Origin of the sequence: Rhizobium sp. 11_C7_N12_5 (genome assembly GCF_051811145.1) — a bacterium.
Taxonomy (GTDB): Bacteria; Pseudomonadota; Alphaproteobacteria; order Rhizobiales; family Rhizobiaceae; genus Rhizobium; species Rhizobium lusitanum.
The window spans coordinates 1,545,539-1,567,599 of sequence record NZ_JBPWPY010000001.1 but is presented as its reverse complement, the minus strand read 5'-3'; the positions used below and the strand labels follow the sequence as shown (position 1 = coordinate 1,567,599).

At 60.7% G+C, this 22,061-nt stretch carries 19 protein-coding genes; 10 read left to right on the top strand and 9 right to left on the bottom strand.

What is annotated here, in order from left to right:
- Window positions 1–52 precede the first annotated feature (52 nt).
- Window positions 53–1,135 carry an ABC transporter substrate-binding protein gene (locus AB8B29_RS07840; protein ID WP_047638231.1) on the bottom strand — a complete coding sequence of 361 codons (1,083 nt, stop codon included), beginning with the start codon at window positions 1,133–1,135 and terminating at the stop codon, window positions 53–55.
- 146 nt (window positions 1,136–1,281) lie between these two features.
- Here AB8B29_RS07840 and AB8B29_RS07835 point away from each other — a divergent pair, with 146 nt between their 5' ends.
- From AB8B29_RS07835 to AB8B29_RS07805, 7 genes are read left to right on the top strand one after another with little or no spacing between them, the layout of a single operon-like run.
- The gene (locus AB8B29_RS07835) at window positions 1,282–1,800 is read left to right on the top strand and encodes a flavin reductase (RefSeq protein WP_173410859.1); all 519 of its coding nucleotides are present in this window, start codon (window positions 1,282–1,284) and stop codon (window positions 1,798–1,800) included.
- A 19-nt stretch (window positions 1,801–1,819) separates the two neighbouring features.
- Window positions 1,820–2,752, top strand: a complete 933-nt coding sequence (locus tag AB8B29_RS07830; protein ID WP_047556620.1) for an AAA family ATPase — start codon at window positions 1,820–1,822, stop codon at window positions 2,750–2,752.
- 3 nt (window positions 2,753–2,755) lie between these two features.
- Window positions 2,756–4,000: a vWA domain-containing protein gene (locus tag AB8B29_RS07825; protein ID WP_113118636.1), complete on the top strand. Its 1,245-nt coding sequence runs from the start codon at window positions 2,756–2,758 to the stop codon at window positions 3,998–4,000.
- Window positions 4,001–4,010: 10 nt separating this feature from the next.
- Entirely contained in the window at window positions 4,011–4,340 is a 330-nt protein-coding gene (locus AB8B29_RS07820) for an XdhC family protein (RefSeq protein WP_037202341.1), read from the top strand.
- Entirely contained in the window at window positions 4,340–5,047 is a 708-nt protein-coding gene (locus tag AB8B29_RS07815; protein ID WP_037202340.1) for an XdhC family protein, read from the top strand. The genes AB8B29_RS07820 and AB8B29_RS07815 overlap by 1 nt, the downstream gene beginning before the upstream one ends.
- Complete coding sequence (locus AB8B29_RS07810) at window positions 5,044–6,678, top strand: molybdopterin-binding/glycosyltransferase family 2 protein (protein WP_113118635.1); 1,635 nt, start codon at window positions 5,044–5,046, stop codon at window positions 6,676–6,678. The genes AB8B29_RS07815 and AB8B29_RS07810 overlap by 4 nt, the downstream gene beginning before the upstream one ends.
- Window positions 6,679–6,681: 3 nt before the next feature.
- Window positions 6,682–7,002 (top strand): TfoX/Sxy family protein, encoded by a 321-nt coding sequence (locus tag AB8B29_RS07805; protein ID WP_037202336.1) that lies wholly within the window; start codon window positions 6,682–6,684, stop codon window positions 7,000–7,002.
- A 3-nt stretch (window positions 7,003–7,005) separates the two neighbouring features.
- On the opposite strand, the gene AB8B29_RS07800 is transcribed toward AB8B29_RS07805, so the two are convergent.
- From AB8B29_RS07800 to AB8B29_RS07780, 5 genes are all read right to left on the bottom strand, one after another.
- Entirely contained in the window at window positions 7,006–7,428 is a 423-nt protein-coding gene (locus tag AB8B29_RS07800; RefSeq protein WP_037202334.1) for an NUDIX domain-containing protein, read from the bottom strand.
- Between the two features lie 56 nt (window positions 7,429–7,484).
- Window positions 7,485–9,002, bottom strand: a complete 1,518-nt coding sequence (locus AB8B29_RS07795; protein ID WP_037202333.1) for a DEAD/DEAH box helicase — start codon at window positions 9,000–9,002, stop codon at window positions 7,485–7,487.
- A 197-nt stretch (window positions 9,003–9,199) separates the two neighbouring features.
- A complete protein-coding gene (locus AB8B29_RS07790; protein ID WP_113118634.1) occupies window positions 9,200–10,516 on the bottom strand; it encodes a peptidoglycan DD-metalloendopeptidase family protein in 1,317 nt (438 codons plus the stop codon).
- Between the two features lie 115 nt (window positions 10,517–10,631).
- Window positions 10,632–11,462, bottom strand: a complete 831-nt coding sequence (locus tag AB8B29_RS07785; protein WP_037202330.1) for a ferritin-like domain-containing protein — start codon at window positions 11,460–11,462, stop codon at window positions 10,632–10,634.
- 4 nt (window positions 11,463–11,466) lie between these two features.
- Complete coding sequence (locus AB8B29_RS07780) at window positions 11,467–11,949, bottom strand: peroxiredoxin (RefSeq protein ID WP_037202328.1); 483 nt, start codon at window positions 11,947–11,949, stop codon at window positions 11,467–11,469.
- Window positions 11,950–12,079: 130 nt separating this feature from the next.
- On the opposite strand from AB8B29_RS07780, the gene AB8B29_RS07775 reads away from it, so the two are divergent.
- Window positions 12,080–15,502 carry a YhdP family protein gene (locus tag AB8B29_RS07775; protein WP_047638218.1) on the top strand — a complete coding sequence of 1,141 codons (3,423 nt, stop codon included), beginning with the start codon at window positions 12,080–12,082 and terminating at the stop codon, window positions 15,500–15,502.
- 46 nt (window positions 15,503–15,548) lie between these two features.
- Here AB8B29_RS07775 and AB8B29_RS07770 read toward each other — a convergent pair whose 3' ends face one another.
- Together AB8B29_RS07770 and tyrS are read right to left on the bottom strand one after the other, a co-directional pair.
- Complete coding sequence (locus AB8B29_RS07770; RefSeq protein WP_037202830.1) at window positions 15,549–15,887, bottom strand: hypothetical protein; 339 nt, start codon at window positions 15,885–15,887, stop codon at window positions 15,549–15,551.
- 674 nt (window positions 15,888–16,561) lie between these two features.
- Window positions 16,562–17,818, bottom strand: a complete 1,257-nt coding sequence (tyrS, locus tag AB8B29_RS07765; RefSeq protein ID WP_113118631.1) for a tyrosine--tRNA ligase — start codon at window positions 17,816–17,818, stop codon at window positions 16,562–16,564.
- A 284-nt stretch (window positions 17,819–18,102) separates the two neighbouring features.
- Here tyrS and AB8B29_RS07760 point away from each other — a divergent pair, with 284 nt between their 5' ends.
- Window positions 18,103–20,517 (top strand): caspase family protein, encoded by a 2,415-nt coding sequence (locus AB8B29_RS07760; RefSeq protein ID WP_113118630.1) that lies wholly within the window; start codon window positions 18,103–18,105, stop codon window positions 20,515–20,517.
- Window positions 20,518–20,693: 176 nt separating this feature from the next.
- On the top strand, window positions 20,694–21,212 hold the full coding sequence (locus AB8B29_RS07755) for a GNAT family N-acetyltransferase (RefSeq protein ID WP_113118629.1): 519 nt from the start codon (window positions 20,694–20,696) through the stop codon (window positions 21,210–21,212).
- An 11-nt stretch (window positions 21,213–21,223) separates the two neighbouring features.
- Here AB8B29_RS07755 and AB8B29_RS07750 read toward each other — a convergent pair whose 3' ends face one another.
- Window positions 21,224–21,901, bottom strand: coding sequence for an alpha/beta hydrolase (locus AB8B29_RS07750; protein WP_034504875.1), 678 nt, complete (start codon window positions 21,899–21,901; stop codon window positions 21,224–21,226).
- Window positions 21,902–22,061 lie beyond the last annotated feature (160 nt).

The following is a 22,061-nucleotide window of genomic DNA, read 5'->3' as shown; positions in this document are numbered from 1 at the left end:
CGCTTGGATTAGCACCGCTTCGGCGGGCAAACAACAGAAAGCGCGGATCGTGTCAGTTCGACGCCGCTGCTGCCGGCACGAAAGCATTGTCGCGCCATTCCAGCAGCCGATAGGGGTTCTCGGTCAATTCATGGTTCTTCCCGAAGGTAATCGGTCCGATCGCTGTCTGGAAAGTCGTGGCAACGAGCTTGTCAGCGATGGGCTTGTTTTCCGACTTGGCGCTCTCAGCCGCCTGGCTGGCGATCTGTGCCGCGGCCGCGGCCGGCAGGATATAGCCATCCGGCTCGATGCCGCTCGCGCGCATGGCCTGCGCAGTCGGCTGTGCGGCCGGCAGAGTTGCGTATTCCGGCAATGCGATAGCCTGGACGCCGTTCAATAGAGGCACCGGCTGATCGGCGGCGCGCATGGCGTCGCCACCCATCAAGGTCAACGGGATGTTCTCGCTCTTGGCATCCCGGGCGATCACGGCCACGTCGCTGCGGTCGCCGCCGACGAAAACGCGCGTGGCGCCGGCCTTCTTCAGCCGGCGTACAAGAGCTATCTGCTGATCCTGGCCGGGCCGGTAGGTATCGGTGAAGACCGGCTTCAATCCCTTTTCCTCGAGCGCGTTGCGTATCGCGCCGACCAGTTCGCGGCCGTGGATTGTACCATCGTCGATCAACGCGATCGGCTCGGATGCCCAGTATTTCAGGATGGTATCGATAGCCATGGAGGCTTCGGCGCTATCAACCGGAGCAAGGCGAAACAACGGCCAGCCGTTCTTCAGCACATCTTCCATCAGGATGCGGGACCGTACGGAAACGGTGATGACCGGAATGCCGGCATCCTTGAGGCGCGGCAGCGCGCCTTCCAGCGTCTCGGTGCAGAGGAAGCCGATCGCGACCTGCACCTTGGCGGCAATCAGCGCCTGGGCAGCGGCCTGGCCGCCATCCTCGGTGCAAGGGTCGTCGATGACGGTTGCCGCATCCTTCTGGGCCTGCATCTCGAAATTGGCGCCGGTCGTGATCTCGGCTCCGAGCGTTGCGAAGTTGCCGCCCTGCGGCGCCACGACACCGATATGGATTCCGGCGGCGTCGCTGCTGCCGGCCGCCGAAAGCAGCACAAGCAGAAGCGGAAGGCGACGCAGAACGTTCATCGATTGATTATCCCGGACAATTTTCCTGCTCTTTTATCCGTCTGAGGGGGATCGTCAAAAGAAAAAGCAGCAAAATCACTCTGTTTTCAATAATGCTATTGTAGAAAAGCTAACGCCTGCCCGCCATATTGAGCGAAAGACGGGATATGAGAAAGAATAAGGAGACGGTGGTGCTAGACAGGCAGCGTATGGACCCGGCGCTTTATCGCGATGCCATGAGCCGCTATGCGGGCCATGTGCAGCTGGTGACCACGGCCCTCGAAGGGGAGCGGCGCGGCGTGACGATCACGGCTGCCTGCTCGGTGTCGGACGATCCCGCGACGGTTCTGATCTGCCTCAACAACAGCAACGTCAAGAACGAGATCTTCTTCAAGAGCGGGATCTTCGCGCTGAATACGCTGGGCGCGCATCACCAGTCGCTCGCCGACGCCTTCTCCGGCAAGACACCGCTGACCACCGACGAGCGTTTTGCCTCCGGTACATTCGAGACGCTTGCGACCGGGGCGCCTGTGCTCGCCGACGCGCTCGCGGCGTTCGATTGCCGTGTGATCGAGATCAAGCAGGCTTCAACGCACAACATCATCTTCGGCGAGGTGATGGCCGTACGCTACAGCGAGGCAAAGCCGGCACTGCTGTATATGAACCGGGGCTATCACACGCTATAACCCCTTCAAGGGAGTTATCATGGCGGATCAAAAATCATCAACTTCGCTGCCGAGCTCTATCGATGAGACGATGGCCTTGCTCGGCGCCCATGACTATCTGGCAGGGCGCGCGCTCGGCACTGTCCTGTTTCTGGCGCTGAAGATGAAGCGTCCGCTCTTTCTGGAGGGCGAGGCCGGCGTGGGCAAGACCGAGATTGCCAAGGTATTGTCGAAGGCGCTCGACCGGCCGCTGATCCGCCTGCAGTGCTACGAAGGCCTGGATGTCTCGTCGGCCGTCTATGAATGGAACTATCCGGCCCAGATGCTGGAGATCCGCCTTGCGGAAGCATCGGGATTGACCGATCGCGGTCGCATCGAGGCCGATATCTTCTCCGAGCGCTATCTCATCCGCCGTCCTGTCCTGCAGGCGCTGTCGGGTGTCGGCGGGCGTGCGCCGGTGTTTCTGATCGACGAACTCGATCGTACCGACGAGGCATTCGAAGCATTCCTTCTGGAAGTGCTGTCCGACTTCCAGGTGACGGTGCCGGAGCTCGGCACTATCCGCGCGACCGAGCCACCCATCGTCATCATCACCACCAACCGCACGCGCGAAGTGCACGATGCATTGAAACGGCGCTGTCTCTATCATTGGGTCGACTATCCGCAGGCGGAGCAGGAGCTGGAAATCATCCGCCGCAAGGTGCCGGGCTGCAACGAAGCCCTGTCGCGTCAGATCGTTGCCTATGTACAGAAGCTGCGGACTCTCGATCTCTACAAGAACCCCGGCGTTGCCGAGACCATCGATTGGGCGAGCGCGCTGACGGAACTCGATCGACTGGCGCTCGACCCGGAGACGATCTCCGACACGCTGGGCACGCTGCTGAAATACCAGGACGACATAGCGCGTATTCAAGGTAGCGAGGGCAAGCGCGTGCTGGACGAAGTAAAGTCCGAACTGCTCGCGGCGGGATGAACCATGGAACCGGGCGCGCAGGATGGCATCACCGTTGCGCCGTCACCGCCCGGTGACGGGCGTCTTGCCGATAATATCGTCTTTTTCGGGCGTGCGCTCCGCAAGGCCGGGCTGAAGATCGGGCCCGGGGCAATTGCGGATGCCATCGAGGCGGTGGAGGCGATCGGCATAGGTTCGCGCGAGGAATTCTACGCCGCTCTGTGTTCGGTCTTCGTCACGCGACATGAGGACCTGGCAGTTTTCGACGAGGCATTCCGGCTGTTCTGGCGCTCGCGCGATCTCGTTGCAAAGATGATCGCGATGATGTCGCCGATCGCGCCCGCCAATCGTGAGAAGGAGAAGCCGAAGCCCGGCGAAACCCGCGCGGGCGATGCCCTACTTGATAACCGCGACGACCGCCGTCCGCAACGCGAGACGCCCGACATCGAGATCGATGCCCGGTTTACGACGTCGGGCAGCGAGATTCTGCGCGGGTTGGATTTTGCGCAGATGTCGGCGGCTGAAATTGCCGTTGCAAAGAAGGAGCTCGCAAAGCTGCGATTGCCGCTGGATCGGGTACGCACACGCCGCTTTGCGCCGTCGCACAGACCAGTCAAGATCGATCCGCGCGCGACAATGCGGTCTGCCTTGCGCACCGGGGGCGAGCTGATTCTGCCGCGTTTTCGGCAAGCCAAGCAAATACAGCCGCCGCTCGTCGTGCTGGCCGATATTTCCGGTTCGATGAGCCAATATACGCGCATCTTCCTGCATTTCCTGCATGTGCTGACCGAGCGGCGTCGGCGCGTGCACACTTTTCTCTTCGGCACGCGGCTGACCAATGTCACCAGAGCGATGCGTCACAAAGACCCGGATCAGGCGCTCGACGAATGCGCAGCGGCGGTGCGGGACTGGTCCGGAGGGACGCGCATCGGTGAGACGCTGAAGGACTTCAACCGGCTCTGGGCGCGCCGGGTGCTCGGGCAGGGCGCGATCGTGCTCTTGATCACCGACGGGCTGGAGCGGGAGGGCGTGGAACTGCTCGCTCAGGAGATGGACCGTCTGCATCGCTCCTGTCGGCGGCTGATCTGGCTCAATCCCCTGTTGCGGTTCGATGGCTTCCAAGCGCGCGCCCGCGGTGTAAAAGCCATGCTGCCGCATGTTGACGAATTCCGTCCGGTCCACAATCTATTATCTCTGGCCGATCTCGTATCGGCTCTCACCGCCGGCCGCGCGGATGCCTACGATCCGCGGCGGTTTCTCTGTAAGTAATGAGGCTCCGATGACAAATATATCCGAAAGTCTGGATCCGCTCGTGATCGCGGAGGAATGGGTGTCGGCAGGCCGCAGCGTTGCCATGGCGACCGTCGTCGATACCTGGGGTTCGGCGCCGCGCCCGGCGGGCAGTCACCTCGTGATCGACAGCGAGGGCAATTTCCACGGCTCCGTTTCGGGCGGCTGTGTGGAAGGTGCCGTGATCACCGAGGCGCTCGACGTTATCGAAAACGGCAAGTCCCGCATGCTGGAATTCGGCGTTGCCGACGAGACTGCCTGGCGCGTCGGCCTCTCCTGCGGTGGCCGAATCCGCGTCTATGTCGAGAGGCTTGCCTGATGGATCGTCAGATACTGGCGAAGCTGAATGAATTGCGGCGCGAGCGGCGGGCGGCGATTCTTGCCACCGACCTGTCGGGCGGGCGTGACAGGCTGATCGTCGAGGGCGACAAGCTCGAAGGCGCTCTGGCCGATGCAGTCGCGTCCACATTCCGTTCGGGCAAATCGGCACTGGTCGCGGTTGAAGGACAGAGTCTGTTCCTGAACGTTCACCTGCCGCCGCCGCGTATCGTCGTCATCGGGGCGGTGCATATCAGTCAGGTCCTGGCGCGAATGGCGGCACTTGCCGACTTCGATGTGACCATCATCGATCCACGCACGGCCTTTGCGACGCCGGAGCGTTTCGAGGGTATCGACCTGATTGCCGATTGGCCTGCGGATGCACTGAAGGAACGGCCGCTCGACAGCTATATGGCGCTGGTCGCCGTTACCCACGATCCGAAGATCGACGACGAGCCGATTGCGCAAGCGCTGGGGACGGGCTGTTTCTATGTCGGCGCGCTCGGCAGCCGCAAGACGCATGCCGGCCGCTTGGAGCGCTTGAAGCGGGAAGGATTGACCGAAGAGGATCTCGCCCGCATCCACGCCCCCATCGGTCTTCCCATCGGCGCGGCGAGCCCGGCGGAGATCGCGGTCGCCATTCTGGCCGAGATCATCGGCGCCCTTCGCGAGCGCGACGTGTCGTTGCCCAAGGGCCCGAAGCCATGATCTTCGGGGAATTTTCGACTGTGAACGCCGAGGGCGCGGTTCTGGCACATTCCCTTCGGTTATCCGATGGTAGTTTTGCCAAAGGGCACAAGCTTGACCATGGCGATGTCGAACGACTGATCGCCGCCGGGATCGATCACGTCATCGCGGCGCGGATCGAACCCGGCGATCTTATGGAGGACGAGGCGGCCGAGCAGCTCGCGCAAGCCGTTGCACCCGATCACCTGACCTTTTCCAAGGCGACGACCGGGCGTGTCAATATTCACAGCGCGGTCGACGGCCTGTTCGTGGCAAATCGCGCCGCAGTCGATCGGCTCAACAGCGTCGACCCGGCCATCACGCTTGCCTGTCTTGCCGATCATGTGCCGGTGCGATCAGGCGACATGGTGGCGACCTTCAAGATCATTCCGCTGGCGGTTTCGGGGCTGAAGGTGGCGGCCGGGGCCGACATTCTGCGGCGAATGCCGGTTTTCGAAGTCAAGCCGTTCCTGCCGCATGCGGTGTCGCTTGTCGCCACGGAGCTGCCGTCGCTGAAGACTGGTGTCATGGACAAGACGGCGCGCATCCTCTCTCAGCGGCTTCAGCTTGCAGGCAGCGTTTTGCAACGGGAGGAGCGCGTCGCCCACCGGGCGAAAGCGGTCGCCGATGCGATCGGTCAGGCGTTGGAGGTACCGGACCAATTGCCGAAGCTGGTGATCGTTTTCGGTGCCTCCGCCGTTATCGATGCCGGCGATGTCATTCCGGAGGCGATCCGGCTTGCGGGCGGTGAGGTCATTCAGGTCGGCATGCCTGTCGATCCCGGCAACCTTTTGGTACTCGGCAAGGTGGGCGATGTCCATGTCGTCGGCGCACCGGGATGTGCCCGCAGCCCGAAGGAAAACGGTTTCGACTGGGTACTGGATCGTATCTTAGCCGGCGAACAACCGACGCCGCAGGATATCAGCGGCATGGGCGTTGGGGGATTGCTCATGGAAATACAGTCGCGTCCGCGTCCGCGCGATATCGCCGCCAAGCCGGCGGCGCAGATATCGGTTGCCGTCGTGCTGCTGGCCGCCGGCCGGGCGAGCCGCATGGGCGAGGGCGGTTCGCACAAGCTGCTGGCCGAGTTCGACGGCGTCCCATTGGTCCGTCGATCGGCCTTGACGGCCATGGCAGGCGGAGCATCTGCGGTCATCGTCGTCACGGGCCACCGTCGCGACGACATCGAGCCGGCGCTGCGAGATCTTGCCGTTGAGCAGGTGTTCAATCCGGATTATGCATCCGGCATGGCAAGCTCGCTGGTTGCAGGCGTCGGCACGCAGGGTGCGCAGCGTGCGGACGGTGTCCTCGTCATGCTGGCCGATATGCCTGGCGTCACCAGCGACGACTTGAAAACCTTGATCGCCGCGTTTCGCGAGGCGAAGGGCCAGGCGATCGTGCGCGCGGTATCGGGCGGCAAGCGCGGCAACCCAGTCATATTGCCGCGTGCGGTGCTGAACGCGGTCATGCGGCTCGAGGGCGATGTCGGCGCGCGGCATATCATCGAGACGTCCGGGCTTCCGGTTGTCGACGTCGATATCGGCGAGGCGGCGCATCTCGACGTCGATACGCCCGAGGCCGTCATCGCCGCCGGCGGCGTTTTAAAGGGATAGGGAATGGACAATAACGATATCGAAGAGATGTTTCAGTCGCTCGGGCCGGTAGCGATCAAGCGAATGTTCGGCGGCAAGGGGATCTACCATATGGGCCGGATCCTGGCGCTCGAAGTGGATGACGAGATACTTTTGAAGGCAGATGACGTCAGTGCTTCGGAGTTCGAGGCGGCCGGAGCTCGGCGTTGGGCTTATGAGGGCAAGAAGGGCAAGGCCGTCAATATGCCTTACTGGTCGGTTCCCGATGATGCCTTCGACGATCCCGACATCATGGCGCACTGGGTAAGGCTGGCCTATGAGGCTGCGTTGCGCGCCGATAAGTAGGCGTCAGCGAAAATCGTCTTCGCTCAGATGCGCAATCGTTGCTTTGGCGAAAGCGGATAGTTGTTGTGGCAACTCGCTGCGGCCGAACCAGCCGAAATCGGAGAGCTTGTCGGGCTCCATCAGGCGCGGCTCGCCGGAAAAATCCCTGCAAACATAGATCAGCGAAATCCAATGCTGTCGATCCGCTTCGACGATAACCTCTTCTGTGCAGAGGTATTCGGTCCGGCCGATGGAAAGGCCGCTTTCCTCTTCCGCCTCGCGGATGGCGGCCCTGGCTGCGGGCTCCATATGGTCGACCTTGCCGCCGACGATGCTCCAGAAGCCGGCCTCAGGCGCCTTGAGGCGCCTGTAGAGCAAAATCTTCCCGTCCCGCAATATTGCGAGACCGGTTCCTAATCCTGGGAAATCGATGCCGGGTTTGCCCATGCCTACATCCCGAAATGTGCCGTTAACTCCGGCGTAACGGTTCGGATGTGGACTTATCAGCCCTTGGCGTTCGCGACGATCAGCATGAAAGCGGGAATGTCGTCGCCGAAGCCAACCGGTGTCGGGCCGTCATCCTGGTCGCGATAACGGCTGCGGCGTTCGCGGTTGTCGTCGTTCGCAGCGGGGAAGGGCCGGTGATTGTTGCGAGAACCGTTGTTGGATTTGTTGTTGTTCTCAGACTTGCGCTCGTTTCTCACGCTCTCGGCCTTTGCTGGTGCTGCTTCGATCACTTCGACGCCATTATCCTCGACGTCGATATCAGATTTATGACTCGAGGCACTCCGGCCTCTGGGGCTGCGATCACGCTCGCGGCCTCTGCCTTTCGGCTCGCGGCGGCGAGGAGAACGATTGTCGTCCCCACCTTCCTCGGCCGGCGGCAGTGCCGACAGATCACCGTTCAGCCACTGGACATCTTCGCCGATCAGCTTTTCGATCGCGTCGATATGCTTGGTGTCGCGTTTCGTCACGAGAGTGAAAGCGGCGCCGGAACGACCGGCGCGACCGGTACGGCCGATGCGATGGACATAGTCTTCCGAATGGATCGGAACATCGAAATTGAAGACGTGGCCGACATCGGGAAGGTCCAGACCGCGTGCCGCGACGTCGGAGGCGACGAGAAGCTGGATCTGGCCGTCACGGAAATTCTGCAACATCGTCGTGCGCGAGCGCTGATCCATGTCACCATGCAATGCGCCGACCGAGAAGCCGTGGCGTTCAAGCGAACGGAAGAGGTCGGCCACATCTACCTTGCGATTGCAGAAGATGATCGCGTTCTTCAGGTCCGTCTGGGCTCGGATGAGATCGCGCAGCGTGGCGCGCTTCTCGTAGTCCTTGCCATGCGAGGCGACGAAGCGCTGCGTGACAGTCTTTGCCGTTGACGCGGGCGCCGAGACCTCGACACGTTCCGGATTCTGCAAGAAGCGGTCTGCCAGCTTCTGGATTTCCGCCGGCATCGTGGCCGAGAAGAACAGCGTCTGGCGCGTGAAGGGAATGAGCTTGGCGATGCGCTCGATATCGGGGATGAAACCCATGTCGAGCATACGGTCGGCTTCGTCGATGACGAAGATTTCGACGGCGCTCATCAGCAGCTTGCCGCGCTCGAAATGATCAAGCAGGCGGCCCGGCGTGCAAATCAGCACGTCGGCGCCACGCTCCAGCTTGCGGTCCTGCTCTTCGAAGGACACGCCGCCGATCAGCAGGGCGATGTTGAGGCGATGGTTCTTGCCGTATTTCTCGAAATTCTCGGCAACCTGGGCGGCCAGCTCTCGCGTTGGCTCCAGAATCAGCGTGCGCGGCATGCGGGCACGAGCGCGCCCTTTCTCGAGCAGCGTCAGCATCGGCAGCACGAAGGAAGCCGTCTTACCGGTACCCGTCTGGGCGATACCACAAATATCGCGGCGCTGCAGCGCAAATGGGATGGCACCGGCCTGAATCGGAGTCGGTGTCGTGTAGCCCGCGTCAGTTACCGCGGAAAGGACTTTTTGGCTCAAGCCAAGGTCAGCAAATGTTGTCAAAGGGAAAACTAGTTCCGTCTCGGTTCGGTCGAACACCATGAATCGACACACAGGAGCATGCCGTAATGCAGCGCGACATAGAACCAAATACCCACAGAGTCAAGGAAAGCAGTCGCTTCTGCCGACCCGAAGTTCATTCGTAACGCAATTTTTGGATTAGTGCCATGTTTGTTGCTCGTTTGTCACAATCCTGGCAGTTAAATCGCGCCGAGACCGCTGATGTAACTTGCGAGTTTTGTACCGGCATTGATGAAATACATCGGGTCTATAGGACGCCCATTTTCCCGGACTTCGTAGTGCAGATGCGTGCCTGTGGAACGCCCGGTGCTGCCGGCGAGGCCGATCGGGTCACCGGTGCTGACCTTATCGCCGACTTTGACAAGCACTTCCTCCATATGGCCGTAGCGCGTCGAGATGCCGTCGCCGTGATCGATCTCCACCATATTGCCATAGCCGCCTGTCCAGCCCGCCGAAACGATCCTGCCAGGGGCCGTCGCCTTGATCTTTTCGCCGGGGCTGAAATGGAAATCGGTGCCGGGATGGAGAGCCAGCGTGCCGAAGAAGGGATCCTTGCGATTGCCGAAGGGGCTGGTGACGAGCTTGCCCGGTGCAGGATTTCGGAAGGGCAGGCTCTCGGCGGCACCTCGCGCCGTCTCCAGGCGCGTTAGCGCCGTATCGAGATCGGCCATCGACTGCTCGAACTGGTCGACATTTTCCGGCGCCACATAGGGGCCGCCAACGCCACCGTCGTCATCTTCGCTATCACTGACCACGACCTCGTTCGGGATCTTAACGCCGACATTGGACATGATCGCCTGAATCTCGTTCGCCGTCTCGGATGCGTCTGCGGTGAGATTTCGGATGCGCGTTAGCTGATCCTGTTCGATATGTTTCAGCGACAGCGTCACTTTCGAAAAGACGCGGTCGGCGCGATCGGCGACCGTTTCCGGGGCGGGGACGTAGGCGAGGGTGGAGTTGTCCGGGGTGACATCTGCGGGCTTGCCGTTGGTAAGAAGCTTTTCGATGGCCTTTGGCGCGGTCAGCTGCGCATGCTCGTTCTTTGCAGCCGCCGTGTTCGCATCGGCATGCGGGGTTTTATCGGTGAGGCCCGAGCTTTCGGCCCTGTCGAGCAATGCGTTGAGCTTGCCGCCGCGCGACGACAGCTGTTGCTGCTGCTCGATGAGCTTGTCGACTTTCTCTTCGACGACCTGCTGATCGAGAAGCTGGCGGGAGGTGACGCGATCGACCTGGGCACGCAGTGCGGCGATGCGATCCTCATAATCATATTGCATACGCGCCTGGCGGGCCATCGTCGCGCCGATCAGATCGTCGCGCAGGACGAGGTAGGAGGTCGCCAGCAGGTAGCCGATCGAAAACAGGCCTGCGAGGCAGACGAACAGTGCCGCCATCCATGGACGCACGGTCATGTGGCGCACCGTCTCTCCACTTGCGAGGATGATGGTGTGACACCGCTGTTGTTTGCCGAAAACCCGGTTGTAAGGCTTTGCTGTCACCGAGAATCTCCCAATCGATGCTCTCAGGCACCCAATGGGAGTACACGGGATTATGGTTAATGAATACTTTCCGCGCGATTGTCAGAAAACGGAAAAGTTCTTTTATTTTAGTATTTTAGGCGTTACTTGTGGATGTGAGCGAGCGGTAGAAAGAGGGCGTCAATCCAGCCTCGGCGCGGGCGATATCGTTGAATGGCGCCTTGAGCGAGCCACGGAAGTTTGCGCGCACCAGCTCCTGGAACGCACGCGCCGGATCGCGCTTTTCCCGCGCGCAGAGAAAACGGAACCATTTGGCGCCGACGGCGACATGGCCTTTTTCGTCATTGTAGATGACGTCGAGCACGGCCGCGCTTTCCATGTCTCCGGTCTCGCGCATCTTTGCCTGCAGGGCGGGCGTCACGTCGAGTCCTCTGGCTTCCAGGATCAACGGCACGACGGCGAGGCGAGCGGTGAGGTCAGTGCGCGTTGCATGGGCCGCCTGCCACAAGCCGTCATGGGCGGACAGATCGCCATAATCCGCGCCCAGCTCGCGCAGCCGGGTCCGCACCATCCGGAAATGTTTCGCTTCCTCGAAGGCGACCTGCATCCAGCCGTCGAAGAAGGAATTGGGAACCGGCTCGGTCGCGAAGCGTGCGACGATGTCGAGCGCAAGATCGACCGCGTTCAGCTCGATATGGGCGATAGCGTGCAGCAGCGCGATGCGGCCCTTCAGCGTATGCAGCGAGCGCTTCTCCATATGCTTCGGCGGAACCAGCTCCGGCCGTTCGGGCCGGCCGGGTCGATCTGCCAGCGGCGGATCGAGTGGCGAACGCAATGACAGGGTGCGCGCAAACCAGCGCGTTGCGGATTCCTGGGCGAGCCCGGTCTTGCGATCGAGATCGGCCGAACGAATGGCCGCAATGGCGCCACCGCGCAGCGATGTGATCGTGTCGAGGTCGCCTGACATGCCGTCAAAGCTCCTTCGCCGCGGCCAAAACCTCTTCGGCGTGGCCGGCTACTTTTACCTTATCCCATATCCTTGCGATGCGGCCGTCGGCGCCAATCAGAAAGGTCGAGCGGACGACACCCATATAGGTTCGGCCATACATGCTCTTTTCCCTCCAAACGCCATAGGCCATCGCCATCGTCTTTTCCCCGTCGGAGGCGAGCGGCACGGAAAGCGCGTGTTTCCTGACGAATTTGTCATGGCTCTTCACCGTATCGGGCGATATGCCGAGGATCGCGACGCCGGCCTTGTCGAAATCGGCTTTAAGCGCGGTGAAGGAAATCGATTCGGTCGTGCAGGCTGTCGTGTCGTCCTTAGGATAGAAGAACAATACCAGCGGTTTTCCGCCGAAATCGGCTAGACGCACATGGCCGCCGCCATCGCGTGGCAAATCGAAATCGGGTGCCTCGTCGCCCACATTCAAAACAATCGGAAAAACTTCCGTCATGGGAAAAACTTTCTTTTGCCTGGTTTTTAGACGATACTACGGTTGAGCCATACATGCTGCTCAGGTATGCCGTCCACATGGGACGCAGCGTCACCAAAAAAATTGCTGAGAATGAAAGGGACGCGCAGGAGTGATCCGAGGCGAAAAGGTAACATTCCGTAAAAAGGATCTCGTTTCACTCGATCATCTGCCTTCCGCCCAGGTCGATGATCCCATGATCGTGCATGTCCCCCCGGAACGCACCAGCCGCAATCGTTCTCATGTCTGGCATGTCTGCCGCATGACGCTGGTTTTCTTCACCTTTCTTGCAATCATCCTCGGCGCCGTCATCGCAACGATCGAAAGCGGCGTTTTCGATGTGCCGCTGTCTCAGAAGGCGCAGACGGCCCTCGATAAGGCGATCGGTCCGCGCTACAAGGCGGAGGTCGGCAAGACCGTGATCCGCTTCACATCGGATCTGCGGCTGGCTCTCGAAGCGCGTGACGTCAACGTGATCGATCAGGACAGCGGCAAGCATCTGTCGACCATGTCGGCGGTCAATATGGAACTCGATCCGTTCGCCCTTATTGAAGGCCGGGTGGAAGTGGCGAGCGTTGCGGCGGAAGGCATAGCGCTCGATACTTCGCTCCTGCCTCAAGGAGATCCCGTCGACCTGACCGCCTGGCGCGTGGATGCGCTGCCCCAGGCATTGACCTCGGCTTTCGACGATATCGATTTTCTGCAGCGCTTCGTGCAGCGCGGCGGCACGAATTCGGTGCGTATTTCCGGATTTTCGGTCAAGCTGCCACGCCAGGAAGGCGATCCCATCTCTCTTGTGGTCGATAATCTCACCTTCGAGCGGACCGAACAGAATTCGCTGCATCTTTATGGGCAGGTCGCCGTCAACGGGTCGGTGGCGATATTGGATGTGATGGCAGAGCAGCAGGAGTCCGGCCACAGCTCTTCACTGATCGCGAAAATCTCCAATCTCGATCTCAAGCCACTGACGATGGCCTATGATGCGACCGGCACGCCGCGTCAGGGTCTCATGAGTTTCGCCGATGTGACGCTATCTGCCGTCAAAGGGGGCTCAGGCACCGATCCGAAGCTCGATGCCTCCGTCAATATCCAGCCCGGCGTGCTCTATATGGATCGCGACGCGCAGGATCTGACGCAGGCCAATATCAACCTCTCCTATAATTTCGATCACCAGACACTCGAGATCGCACCGTCGACCGTGCAATTCGTCAGCACTGTCGCGCCATTCTCCGGCGCCCTGATCGATCTCGACCGGGTTGACGCCAACGCAGGCAAAGGCTTCGGCATCGATTTCCTGATCAAGAACGGTACGGCAGCCTCATCGATATCCGGAGAAAAGCCGGTCAGCTTCGACGGCCAGGCGACAGGGCACTTTCTGTCCGCGACCAAGGAATTCCAGTTCGAGAATATCGGCATATCGACACCGCAAGGCGCTCTGTTCGGTTCGTTGCACATGAAGCTCGGCGACAGCTCGCCGGAAATCAGCTTCGGCGGCCGCGCGGACAAACTCGACACCAGCGTGGTGAAACAACTGTGGCCCTTCTGGATGGCTTCGAAGCCGAGAGTATGGGTCGAGAACAATCTCTTTGGCGGCTCGGTGACGAATGCGGTGATATCTGTGTTCATTCCAGCCGGGAGGCTGCGGGAGGCTGCGCAGACCGGCAAGCTGCAACTCGGCCAGAACGAGTTGCACATTGCTTTCGACATCGACGGCGCGCGCCTCAACGTGCCTGGCCAAATACCGCCGCTCCGGGATACGAAAGCACATTTCGATCTGACCGGCCCGACGATGGACGTCAGTATCGAGACTGCTACCTCCTATTTCCCGACAGGCCGCAAGATCACCTTGAACGATAGCAGCTTCTCGATACCGGCAACCTACGACAAGCCGCTGATGGCGGAGCTTGCTCTGACAATATCCGGCACGGGCGACGCCGTGGGTGAATTGCTGACCTACAAACCGCTGGAGGTATTGCAACGGACGGAATTCAAACCGGAGGACTTCAACGGCAAGATCGTCGCCAAGGTCAATGCCCGGATCGGCCTGATCAACGACCAGAAGCCGCCGCCGCCGGATTGGCAGGCGAAACTGGAGCTCAACAATGTAGATTTGTTGAAGCCGATGAACAATCGCAAGATCGACAACCTGACCGGCGAGATCGTGGCAGATCCACAATCGGTGCACCTGCAGGCTCAGGCGCAGATCGACGGCATTCCTGCCCAGATCGATATGATCGAGCCGACCGACAGCAAATCGACGGCCAAGCGCAGCCGCGTCATTACGGCGACGCTTAGCGATGCTCAACGCAATGCCGTCCTGCCGGGTCTTCGCGATATCATCGATGGGCCCGTCAAAGTGGAGCTGACGCGCATCGATGACGATCGACAGGGCGTGAAGGTGGATCTCAGCAAGGCGGCGCTGACGGTTCCGTGGGTAGGATGGTCGAAGGGCAGCGGCATTCCGGCAACCGCGCAACTCGAAGCGTCCGGACCGGACAGCCAGACGACACTCAAGAATTTTACGCTCAAGGGCGATGGTTTCGGCGTCAGCGGCGATCTTGTGATCAGCAAGGGGAGCTTGTCGTCAGCGAATTTCGACAGCGTGAAGCTCTCGGCCCTCGATGATTTCGCGCTGTCGCTCAAGCGCGGCAAGGGTGGAGGCTATGACGTATCGATATCGGGCAATTCGGCCGATATACGCCCGATCCTGGCGCGGCTGAAGACATCGTCATCTGGCGGCGGGAAGAGCGGCGGCGACGACTCGGCAAGCGCGACGATACATGTCAATCTCGACAAGGTTATTGGATTCAACGACGAATCGATCGGCAATCTCAAAGGTACCTATTCCATTGCAGGCGGCAAAACGACGGCGGTGGACTTTTCCGGCGTCACCCTCAGCGGAGAAGCTGTCGTCAGCCAGATGAGCAAGGGCAGCGGCAGCGGCACCATCCGCATCACCAGCGGCGACGCCGGCTCTGTTGCTCGTTTTGCCGATCTCTACAAGCACCTGAAGGGCGGCCTGCTCAATCTGTCGCTGCGCTCCGTCGGGCAGGACGACTGGGACGGATCGCTGGATCTGCGCAACTTCGCCATCGTCGACGAGAAGAAGCTTTCGACCATCGTTTCGACCCCGAGCGGCAAGAACGGCAAAAGCCTGAATGCAGCCGTGAAGGAGAATATCGATACGCGCTCGCAAAGCTTCGAAAGAGGCTTTGCGCGGCTGGTGATGCGAAATGGGTCGCTGTCGGTCGAGAACGGCGTCGTGCGGGGCGTGCAGGTCGGGGCGACATTCCAGGGAACGGTCAAGGATGCCAACGGCAAGATGGATCTGACCGGCACGTTCATGCCCGCCTACGGCCTGAACCGGCTGTTCGCCGAGGTTCCGATCGTCGGCTTCATCCTGGGCAACGGCAGCGACCGCGGCCTGATCGGCATTACCTTCAGGGTGACGGGTACACTGGAGAAATCGAGTATTCAGATCAATCCGCTGTCGATCATCGCACCGGGGGTATTTAGGCAGATCTTTGAGTTTTGATGAGACATACGGCGTGACGGTTTGCGGCTCTCTCCGGCCGGGCGGCTCATTTAACAGCTCGTTCTTCTTCCACCAATCGCTGCCGTATGCGTTCTGGTCCACCTTTCATACGTCGGGCAAATGGTCGATCGGGATCCACGACGCGCCAAAACGGAGCGGTGCCGTTTTCGCTGATCTGAGCCAAGTGCCGCTGGACGGTGATAGGACAGCAGGCATCTGCTCCATATTGACTGGCGAGCGCCTTTCTTACTTCGCCTACGGCAGATAATTGTCCTGGGGGCGCTGCCCATAACGCGCGAGCAACCATCTCCTCGCTTGGAATCAACATACTCTGCGTAAGGCTCCGGCCTTTGGGCCTTGTTTTGATCACCGGAATCTCATCCATAATCCACCTCCGGAGTTTCATGTCCTGACAGAGGACGAACCGGTAGTCCGCGATCCGACAGCAGCCGTCGCGGCTCGCCAGCTTGGATCGGCAATCTCCGGCCTTATCTTGGTCGATCCGACCTTCATAAGTCCAGAGTGGCAGCGCGAGGTTTTTGAAAGCGATATCGCTGAGGAACATCGGCGATCCATGGCGTTGGGCAGGGCTGATCTGGTTGCCCAGGCGCGCTTCGACACCCATCCCCGTCGGCGGAGATTTTGGAATGCCTGGTCGATGCAAGACTTCAGACCAGTATGTCCGCGTTCGAAGTGCTCACGCCGCCAAATCCTGACTATCGCGAGCTCATTCAGAGCATGCACGCCCCGATCCTTCTCGTGATTGGAGACAAAGGGGGCGTTTCGCTGGATACGGCTCGTGAGCTGCGGGAGCTCAATCCCTTGCTTCGATATGAATTGATCCCCGATGCCGGTCACGGCGTTCCATATGATCAGCCCGAGCGATTAGGAGCTGCTATGTCGTCTTTCCTGCGGCCCATATCCGCTTTGCGGACTGGCGCTGCCTTCGTCGACTGATCGTCCACATCACTTTATCGGTCGGCGGTTTTCAGTCTGCGCGGCGAGTACAAAAAGCCGGCGAGATGCGCCGGCTTTGTTCGTAGTCGTGTGACCGGCTGCTCAAGCCGCCGGGCGGATCAGGATGTGCTTCTTCTTGCCCAGCGACAGCTTGATGATGCCATCGGCGGTGATTTCGCCGCTGCCGATGACCTTGCGCTCGTCGCTGACGGCCTCGTCGTTGATGCGCACCGCACCGCCCTGAACGTGGCGGCGGGCTTCGCCGTTCGAACCGGCCAAGCCGGCGCGAACGATCAGCGACAGAAGGCCGACGCCCGCATCGATCTCCGCAGCGGGGATATCGACGGACGGCAGGTTTTCGGACAGGCCGCCTTCCTCGAAGGTTTTGCGCGCCGTCTCGGCGGCCTGTTCCGCCGCCGCGCGGCCATGCAGGATGGCGGTGACCTCGGTCGCAAGGATCTTCTTGACCTCGTTGATCTCCGACCCGGCAAGGGCCGAGAGCCGTGCGATCTCACCCATCGGCAGGGTGGTGTAGAGCTTGAGGAAGCGCGAGACATCAGCATCCTCGGTATTGCGCCAGTACTGCCAGAAGTCGTAGGCCGAGAGCAGGTCGGCGTTCAGCCAGACCGCGCCCGAGGCGGATTTGCCCATCTTGGCGCCCGACGAGGTCGTCAGCAGTGGAGAGGTCAGCGCGAAGAGCTGCGGTGTCCCCATGCGGTGACCGAGGTCGATGCCATTGACGATATTGCCCCACTGATCCGAGCCGCCCATCTGCAGGCGGCAGTCATAGCGCTTGGCCAGCTCGACGAAGTCGTAGGCCTGCAGGATCATGTAGTTGAACTCGAGGAAGGACAGTGACTGCTCGCGATCCAGGCGCGTCTTGACGCTGTCGAAGGACAGCATGCGGTTGACCGAGAAATGCCGGCCGACATCGCGCAGGAATTCGAGGTAGTTCAGCGAGCGCAGCCACTCGGCGTTGTTTATCATCAACGCATCCTTCGGGCCGTCGCCGTAGGTGAGGTAGTTGGAGAAGCAGCGCTTGATCGAAGCGATGTTGCTTTCGATCGTGTCGATGGTCATGAGCTGGCGAGACTCCTCCTTGAAGGAGGGGTCGCCGACCATGCCGGTGCCGCCGCCCATCAGCGAGATGGCGCGATGGCCTGTCGCCTGCATCCAGTGCAGCATCATGATCTGGATCAGCGAACCCGCATGCAGGCTCGATGCTGTGGGATCGAAGCCGATATAGGCGGTCACCGTTTCCTTGGCAAAAAGGTCGTCGAGGCCTGCTTCATCGGAAATCTGATGAATGAAGCCGCGCTCTTTCAGGGTGCGCAGGAAGTCGGATTTGAACTCAGCCATGATCTTGGTCTCTCGAGGCCGCATAAATGGATCATGCGGCACAATCGCTGTTGTTGAACGTCGCGGCGCGTTTAGCATTGATTTGTGAGCGCGTCACCATTTTGGTTGGGTGCGAATGCCGAGTTTCAGCCCGGTGGAGCGGCGGCCCGGATTTGTAAACAGACGCTTCTCAACGTGAATACATCGTAACAACGCCCCGAAGCCGCCGCGTATTCGCCCAAATCAAATCCTATTCATTTATCGTTGATCCCGTGCGCGCCACATGTTTCCCGAAAGAAACCGGTATGTCACCTCTGCTTCCGATGATGGGATTGTCATTCAAAAAGATGATCTGGGCATTTTTTGCCATCGCGTTGGTTTTGGCCGGTATCGTCGCCACGAGCCCGGCCGATGCGCAAGGTTCCCCTGAAAAGAGAATAGCGCTCGTCGTGGGCAACGCCGCCTACAAGACGGGCGCGTTGCCGACGCCGGCCAATGATGCCGGTTTGATTGCGCAGACGTTGCAGGCTGCGGGTTTCGATGTCATCGGCGCGCGCGACCTCGACCAGAACGGGTTGCGAGATACACTCCGGGACTTCCTGGCGAAAGCGAACGCCTCGGGGCCTGATACCGTGGCTTTCGTCTATCTGGCGGGCTATGGGCTTCAATACCAGGGCGACAATTATTTCGTGCCGGTGGATGCGCAGATCGCCAATGCCACGGATGTTCCCGTCGAGGCGATCCGGGTAACCGATTTCACCAAATCGCTGGCGGCGATCAACAATCGCGGCAGCATTGTGGTGCTCGACGCGGCACGGGCCAATCCGTTCGCGCAGTCCAATCAGCCGCTTGCCGGCGGCCTGACGCTTGTCGAACCCGACGCCAATCAGTTGATCGCATTCAATGCGGCGCCCGGCACCGTCGCGCCGCCGGAAGCAGGTCCCTATGGCTCCTATGCCCATGCGCTGGCGGAAATGATTCGCGTCGGCGGCCTTTCGCTCGGCGACGTATTCGATCGCACGCGCCTGCGAGTGAGCGATCTGACCAAGGGCGCAGAAATCTCCTGGGACGCGTCTAAATTCAACAACGCCTTCACCTTCTTCGATCGTGGACCCGATGCGCCGGCAGCCCAGGTGTCCAGTTACGACAACGCGGCAATCCGTACGAAGGCGATCCGCGATTTCGATGAGAAGGATGCCTATTTCGCGGCGCTCGACCGTGACTCGCTGCAAGGCTACGAGGATTTCCTCGCCGCCTATCCGAACGACTCCATGGCGAGACGTGTACGCGCCATTATCGCTGCCCGTCGCGAGGCGATCACCTGGCGCGAGACGTGGATCGCGGATACGCCGGAGGCCTATTGGTCCTATCTGCGACGTTATCCACGCGGCCCGCATGTCTGGGATGCCCGCCGCCGTCTCGAGCATTTCGACGCAGCGCTCGAGCCGCCTCCGTCCTTCACCGTGATCGAGTATGACGTGCCGCCGCCACCGCTGCCGGAAATCGTCTATATCGATCGGCCCGTTCTTTATTTCGATGATGCCGATTTCGGCTATGCACCACCGCCGCCAGTTGTTTTCCTGGCGCCGCCGCCGCCGGATTTCGTCGTGTTGGCGCCACCGCAGCCCTCGGTCGACCTTTACGTCCTGCCGGCGCCGGTCTTCGTTCCGGTTCCGGGCTGGGTGCTCCCGCCGCGCGATATCGCGCCGCCCGAAAACAACATCATCTTCAACAACATTCATAATACGGTCGAGAACAATACGATCATCAACAACACGACCGTCAACGAGAACGGGGCTGAACCTGCGGCACCCGGTCTGACGACAGGGCAGAAGCTCGTCGGCGCAGCGGTCGTCGCCGGCGCCGGTGCGGCGGCGCTGCATGTCGCCCTGCCGCCTTCGGTGCAGAAGGCGGCCGTCCTGCAGAAGCAGAACCCGGCGGCGGTGGTAAAGGTGCCCGCAGGTTCCCCTGCCGCACCCTCGGGGCAGCCGCAAGCCGGAAATGCCGGCGCTCATGCTTTGCCCGGTGCTAATGGTCAGCCCTTGCCGACCGTTGGCAAGACCCCGGTCAATAAGGGGCAGGTGCAGCCGAAGCAGGCGCAATCGCCACAATCCGCGCCCAACACTGTGCAAAATCCGGCCGCTGCTGGCGCGAAACCCGCTCCACTGGGTGCGAATGGCAAAGGGCATGCGCTCCCTGGTGCCAATGGCCAGCCCTTGCCGGCTGCCGGCAAGACCCCCGCCAATCAAGGACAGGCGCAGACGAAGCCGGCCCCACAGGGTGCGAATGGCAGTGTGCATGCGCTTCCGGGAGCGAGGGGGCCGAATCAGGTCGCAAAGACCCCGGCGGCGCAAGTCGCTCCGAACGCGAAACAGAATTCGGTCGCCACAGGGCCGAAGCCGAATGCCCATGGTCAGACGATAAAGCCAGCGGCGCCGGCTATTGCCGCGAAGGCACCTGCCAAGCCAAAGCCTGTCAACACCAATCAGCCGCACGTCGCAGCCGCGCCCCCGCAGCGTGTGAACCCCGTGGCCTCACAGCCGAAGCCGGCGCCGCACGCAACCGCGCAGGCGAGGGCGCCCGCTCCGAAGCCTCAGGCTCAACCGAGACCGCAGCCCCAGCCGAAGGCTGCGCAGCAGGTCAAGAGACCCCCGCCTGCGCCGCCGAAGCCTCCGGAAAAGAAGAAGTGCGGAGCGCCGGGGCTTCCTGCATGTCACTGAACGGTGATTTTGACTGACGATCCGGGGGCCGCGTATGCGGCCCTTGCTCTTTGAGCGCCAGCCTATCGCGATGACTGGAGCGGACCCGCTGCGCTTAGTGGCTTGCCGGCCGGTGACCGTCGTGATTGAACATGAGTCGCAAGTTTCATGTATTACCCGAAAAAGCAGGCAGACGGATGAGCGACGCCATCATACTCGAAACTCCCCGCCTTGTTTTGACGATGTGGAACAAGGGCGATGCCGAGCTGATTAGGCAGTTGCATTCGACGGTCGAAACGACGCGTTATCTCTCCGGAGCGGCGCCATGGACGTTGGAGAAGGCCGAAGAGCGGCTGAAAAGCTGGTTCGGCGAACAAGCGCGCGACGGGGTGACCAAATACAAGATGCTGAAGCGGGACGACGGCCGCTTCATCGGTCGCGCTGGTTTTTCGCGATTTCACGAGGAAAACGGCCGCGGTGAATTCGAGCTCGGTTATTCGATTCGGAACGACGCCTGGGGCAATGGTTACGCGACGGAGATCGCCGGCGCGCTGGCGCAATGGTTCTTGCAGCGTGGCTTGGCCAATCAGTTCATCGCCTTCACACATCCGGAAAATGCGGCGTCGCAGCGGGTTCTGCGAAAGATCGGCATGCAGGATCACCCGCCGATGGTCATCGACGGGATCTCATGCCCAACGTTCAGAATGGCCCGGTAAAGGCGTTTCTCTTACCGGATGCGCTTGGCGGCCGGTTCCGGCACCAGTTCGCCGTTCAGGCGACGATCGAGATAATCTTCGCATTCGCCCAGAAGTGTGTCGACCTGGCCGTTGAAGAAGTGATTGGCGCCCGGCACGATCTTGTGCGTGATCAGGATGCCCTTCTGCGTCTTCAGCTTCTCCACGAGGCCGTTGACGTCCTTTTCCGGAGCAACCTTGTCCGCATCGCCGTTGATGATCAGGCCGGACGAGGGGCAGGGAGCAAGGAAGGAGAAATCGTAGATATTCGGCTGCGGCGCGATCGACATGAAACCTTCGATTTCAGGACGGCGCATCAGCAGCTGCATGCCGATCCAGGCGCCGAAGGAATAGCCGGCAACCCAGCAGCTTTTGGAATCGGGATGGAGGCTCTGGACCCAGTCGAGCGCCGATGCGGCATCGGAAAGCTCGCCGGCGCCGTGATCGAATTCGCCCTGACTGCGGCCGATGCCGCGGAAGTTGAATCGGAGGGTCGTAAAACCGCGCTTCTGGAACATATAGAAGAGCTGGTAGACCACCTGATTGTTCATGGTGCCGCCAAACTGCGGGTGCGGATGGAGAATAATTGCGATCGGGGCGCTTTTTTCCTTAGAGGGCTGATAGCGGCCTTCAAGGCGGCCTGCGGGGCCGTTGAAAATAACTTCGGGCATCGATACTCCGGCTCTTCTTTTTCTGCGTTCAAACCCAACGGCACGCAGCAAGTTGACTTGACGAATGCGCTCATCTTTTCTAGAACGCAGTTTAGAACAATTCGAAACTTGATGCGGTGTTCCGCGCGTTGTGTGTGCAACGATTTATGGAACGTGTCAT